Raw genomic sequence first — 3,850 nt, 5'->3', positions numbered from 1 at the left:
GGTGGTCACAAAGTTAAAAAGCCGCTATCTCAAAGAATGCACAACTGCCCTGTATGTCATGCGAGTTTGTGCAGGGATTTGAACGCGGCTATAAATATCAAGAACCGTGGGACACACGGTCTTAAAGCTCAATTAATGTCCTCATAGAGGAGTCGTTGAGAAGCCCACACTCACCTGGAAGGGAGTGTGTGGAGTATGTCACCAAAAGCACCACTAAAGCAGCAATCTAAAATTACCACCATTCGCCTTGACCTACTTTGGTTCATCCGAAGATGTACATCTCTCGCTGCTACGGCTGTAGTTGGCATTAGTTTTCCCCCATCTTTCCGGGTGATGCGAGTGGAGAAGTAAAAATCGCCAGTGTCCTCAGTTACACCATGTCCAGAGAAATACAAAAGCAGCAAATCATCTTTTTGGCGATTGGCATATAAGTTATAAATAGCATCTTCCATTATCTGGCGTTGGGGATTTTTCAACACCTCAGCGTTGTCAAAGGCTCCCATTTCTGGGTTTAATAATACTCGCTGCATTGCTTCGACATCATTAACAGCGTTTGGTAGTGGTGGAAATTCCGGTTCATACTCGCTCACCCCTATCAGCAATGCTATCTTTGCCATCTAGATTATTTAGTATTTTTCAGAAAATCTTGGGCTTGCTGCATCGCAAATTCAAACTCCACTCGACTACTGGCTTCGAGGTTGAGTTCTCTACCATCAGGGGCTTTCAATACCAGTTTAATTGGTTTGTTGCTAAAGCGATCGCCTAAAAACCCAAACAAAGTTTTGATATTCGCTGGGTTAACCTCTGCACTCAACAACCCCCACAAAAAGCCACCTAAAGCCTTTGCATTTTCTGGGGTTTGTGCAACTTTTACCAACTCTACGTTTTCTACTCCATCTACCTCTTCTAGCTGCGGGCGTAAATTCTCCGCTGCTGTTTGCAATTCATCATTATCTGAACTCAACGCAGCCAGAGAAATCGTCACCTGTACATTAGAAGTAGTTGCCATCTGGAGCGTCCAAGCAGTATTAATAGTTTCTATAGAAGATTATATACGTAATCGAACAGTGCAAACAAAACCTCACCCTGGTTCTGCTACGCACAACCTGTCCCTCTCCTTGCGAAGGAGAGGGATGTCCGTTAGGACTCTTTGAGGTTTTTCAAGGCTTTTGGATAATCGGATAACTTGTGTGTACACCGTGGCCTTGCAGGGAAGAGGATTTGCGTTTAAAACTTCCCCTACTTCTGATGCTTTACCTCAACCACAGTATGCACATTCCCACGGGGAGTAAAATCTGCTTTCACCGTCACATCTAAAGGGTTACAAGCAGCGACAAAATCATCTAAAATTTGATTAGCGGATTCTTCGTGAGAAATATAGCGATCGCGATAACTATTAATATAAAGCTTCAGCGCCTTTAATTCCACCACCCGCTCATCAGGCACATAGCTAATGTGAATCGTCGCAAAATCGGGATAACCGGAAAACGGACATTTACAAGTAAATTCCGGCAAGGTAATATTAACATCATATCGCCTACCCACACGCGGATTCGGAAATGTAATTAGTTGTCCTGCTGCAATCTCCCGTTCGCCATACTTCATTTCTTGGCTAGGCTGGGGTAAGGTTTCTGGTGAGGAGTTACTCATAAGTTATTCAAGGAAAATACAGATATTCACCACTAATAACTTAACACTCCTCACTCCTTCTCCCAGTCTGGACAACTCTGATCATCCCAGCCGTGGGGATGCATACCACAAACTAACAAGTTACCACCATAAACTTGACCATGGTAGTTACTGCAACCGATGCAAGCAGGATTTTTTTCTAGTGTAGCTTCCACTTCATAAGGAAAACCCGAATCTACATCTGTCATCGCTTCTTCCATTTCCCAGTAAACTTCCAAAATTGGTTCAGCCAATTCCTGTAAATACTGGTCAACGTCGGTGACAATAGTATTTTGTAACTGCTCGGTAATTTCTTCCGTTAGCTCAAAAAAGGCATCTACTGCATCACCTATTTCTAGGAAGAAGCACTCTACCTCATCAGCCACTATTTCGATGATCTCAACTAAATCTTTTTGCCACTTTTCCATAAATTTGACGCCTTACTGGCTAGAAACAGGGCGCTCAGTGCTACTTGACTTGAAGCAAAAGACTACACAGTAGCAATGTATATTAAACCAGCTTTTGTGCTAGCGCCATTGAGAAAGTGCCGACCATGACTAATGCTCAGGGAAAAAAATTGCTTCTGACTAATCCCGTTGCAGTCGTTTTAACTCTTCTTGCAGTTCTAGCACTTGTTGGCGTAGTTTATCAACATTCTCAGGTGGGGTATTTTTTGCAGTTGGTTCTTCATCTTCCTCCAAGATTTCGATGCGGCGAGGTTCAGAAGGGGCTGTTTTTTCTGGCGTTTCAACAGATGCTTGGGGGTGTTGGACTTGCTTCATCATGTCTTCGACGAAGCGGCGGGCTTCATCTGTGGTCATTTCGCCCTTTGCCACCATTTCATCCGCCAGTTTTTGGGCTTGCGATCGCACTTCGGCTAATTTTCCCCCTGCTTTCTCACCCGCGTAAGAAGCTAACCCGACACCGAGGTAAAAAGCTTTTTGAACAATATCTCCAAAACCAGGCATTGCTGCTGAGTGCTCCGAAAAATAGGGCGACCCGGAGACTACGCCTACCACAAGCATCCCGTATTGCTGCTACCTTCCGGTCCTGACAAAGTTTGGGCGTTGAGATCGCATAGATCCAGGTCTGCTAACAGTATAACATCAAAATTCAGTTATTCAACAACAATCCGCCATTCCTTCAGCTGATAATCGACGCAACCGTTTTGCACCAATGGATCACGAGCCACAATAGCTTCCGCCTCATCCATTGATGCCGCCTCAAACAGTAGCATCCCACCTCGGTGCTGCGCCCAATAGCCTGAGCGTGCTTTGTGTCCTTTAGCAATCAACTCTTGAACGTAAGCTTTATGGGCGGGGACATATTGGTCAAAGGTCGGTTTATCAACTTTGCCTTCTTCAATCTTTACAAACCAAGGCATATCGATTTTAGATTTTAGATGGGGAATGAAATATAATTATTGATTATTATCTTGGCATTTTGTTATATATCTTGATAATTTTTTGAGTCATAGCCGCTCTCATTTAACCCAAAACCAAAATTGAATGAGCCGCTTTTTTATCGCCCTCATACCACCGCCACATATTCAAGACTACACCAACGAAATTAAGCAATATTTTGCTGATCAGTATGCCAGTTGCGGCGCACAAAAATCTCCGCCCCATATTACCCTGCAACCGCCCTTTGAGTGGGCAGATACTAACCTGTCAGTACTAGAAGCATCCCTCAAAGAGTTTGCTAGGGGGCAAAAGTCAGTCCCCATGACCCTCAGCGGGTTTGATGCCTTCCCCCCTCGTGTTATATACATAAATGTGGTTATAAGTCAACCGCTTCTGACTTTGCAAGCCAATTTAATGGCATATTTGGCAAGCAGTCTGGGAATTGTTGATCAAGTTTCTCAAAGTCGTCCCTTTGCACCCCATCTAACGGTGGCGTTTCGGGACTTAACGCGGCAAAATTTTCGCGCTGCTTGGCCAGAATTTCAGCAGCGTCAGTTACATTTTGAATTTACTGCTGATAACTTAACGCTACTGCTTCACGACGGTAAGCGCTGGAATATCAAATCGGAGTTTGCTTTTGATTAAGGACGGTTAGGAGGTTTTATAGAGCTATTTACTAGTAACCAATAAACTAGACAAAGCTAGACATATATAGAAAAACTTTGACTACCTCTTATTTTCTTTTCCCTTGCCTTTGATTAAATTACTATTAGCTTTTA

8 protein-coding genes and 1 other RNA gene are annotated in these 3,850 nt (G+C 43.7%); 2 read left to right on the top strand and 7 right to left on the bottom strand.

All coding sequences use genetic code 11. From position 1 onward, the window contains the following. Positions 1-36: 36 nt before the first annotated feature. Complete coding sequence (locus H6G32_RS27525; RefSeq protein WP_242046538.1) at positions 37-147, top strand: hypothetical protein; 111 nt, start codon at positions 37-39, stop codon at positions 145-147. Between the two features lie 23 nt (positions 148-170). On the opposite strand, the gene H6G32_RS26245 is transcribed toward H6G32_RS27525, so the two are convergent. From H6G32_RS26245 to H6G32_RS26215, 7 genes are all read right to left on the bottom strand, one after another. After that, entirely contained in the window at positions 171-617 is a 447-nt protein-coding gene (locus H6G32_RS26245; RefSeq protein ID WP_190463680.1) for a caspase family protein, read from the bottom strand. Positions 618-622: 5 nt separating this feature from the next. Further along, entirely contained in the window at positions 623-1,009 is a 387-nt protein-coding gene (locus tag H6G32_RS26240) for a hypothetical protein (RefSeq protein ID WP_015207532.1), read from the bottom strand. Between the two features lie 230 nt (positions 1,010-1,239). Next, positions 1,240-1,650: a preQ(1) synthase gene (queF, locus tag H6G32_RS26235; protein ID WP_190463678.1), complete on the bottom strand. Its 411-nt coding sequence runs from the start codon at positions 1,648-1,650 to the stop codon at positions 1,240-1,242. A gap of 50 nt (positions 1,651-1,700) precedes the next feature. Beyond that, complete coding sequence (locus H6G32_RS26230; protein ID WP_190463676.1) at positions 1,701-2,096, bottom strand: hypothetical protein; 396 nt, start codon at positions 2,094-2,096, stop codon at positions 1,701-1,703. 159 nt (positions 2,097-2,255) lie between these two features. Continuing rightward, positions 2,256-2,636, bottom strand: a complete 381-nt coding sequence (locus H6G32_RS26225) for a phasin family protein (protein ID WP_190463674.1) — start codon at positions 2,634-2,636, stop codon at positions 2,256-2,258. Positions 2,637-2,661: 25 nt separating this feature from the next. Continuing rightward, positions 2,662-2,758, bottom strand: an RNA gene (gene ffs / locus H6G32_RS26220) — signal recognition particle sRNA small type. 27 nt (positions 2,759-2,785) lie between these two features. Further along, positions 2,786-3,052: a YciI family protein gene (locus H6G32_RS26215; RefSeq protein WP_190463672.1), complete on the bottom strand. Its 267-nt coding sequence runs from the start codon at positions 3,050-3,052 to the stop codon at positions 2,786-2,788. A gap of 124 nt (positions 3,053-3,176) precedes the next feature. On the opposite strand from H6G32_RS26215, the gene H6G32_RS26210 reads away from it, so the two are divergent. Further along, the gene (locus H6G32_RS26210) at positions 3,177-3,716 is read left to right on the top strand and encodes a 2'-5' RNA ligase family protein (RefSeq protein WP_190463670.1); all 540 of its coding nucleotides are present in this window, start codon (positions 3,177-3,179) and stop codon (positions 3,714-3,716) included. Positions 3,717-3,850 lie beyond the last annotated feature (134 nt).

The sequence above is a fragment of the Cylindrospermum sp. FACHB-282 genome, assembly GCF_014697195.1.
GTDB lineage: Bacteria > Cyanobacteriota > Cyanobacteriia > Cyanobacteriales > Nostocaceae > Cylindrospermum.
Note: the sequence above shows the minus strand (reverse complement) of the source record. Positions and strands in the feature narration are given on the sequence as shown.

Coding starts and splice junctions, on each gene's coding strand:
- H6G32_RS26240 (WP_015207532.1), bottom strand. CDS start 1,009: ATGGCAACTACTTCTAATGTACAGGTGACGATTTCTCTGGCTGCGTTG.
- H6G32_RS27525 (WP_242046538.1), top strand. CDS start 37: ATGCACAACTGCCCTGTATGTCATGCGAGTTTGTGCAGGGATTTGAAC.
- H6G32_RS26210 (WP_190463670.1), top strand. CDS start 3,177: ATGAGCCGCTTTTTTATCGCCCTCATACCACCGCCACATATTCAAGAC.
- H6G32_RS26225 (WP_190463674.1), bottom strand. CDS start 2,636: ATGCCTGGTTTTGGAGATATTGTTCAAAAAGCTTTTTACCTCGGTGTC.
- H6G32_RS26245 (WP_190463680.1), bottom strand. CDS start 617: ATGGCAAAGATAGCATTGCTGATAGGGGTGAGCGAGTATGAACCGGAA.
- queF (WP_190463678.1), bottom strand. CDS start 1,650: ATGAGTAACTCCTCACCAGAAACCTTACCCCAGCCTAGCCAAGAAATG.
- H6G32_RS26215 (WP_190463672.1), bottom strand. CDS start 3,052: ATGCCTTGGTTTGTAAAGATTGAAGAAGGCAAAGTTGATAAACCGACC.
- H6G32_RS26230 (WP_190463676.1), bottom strand. CDS start 2,096: ATGGAAAAGTGGCAAAAAGATTTAGTTGAGATCATCGAAATAGTGGCT.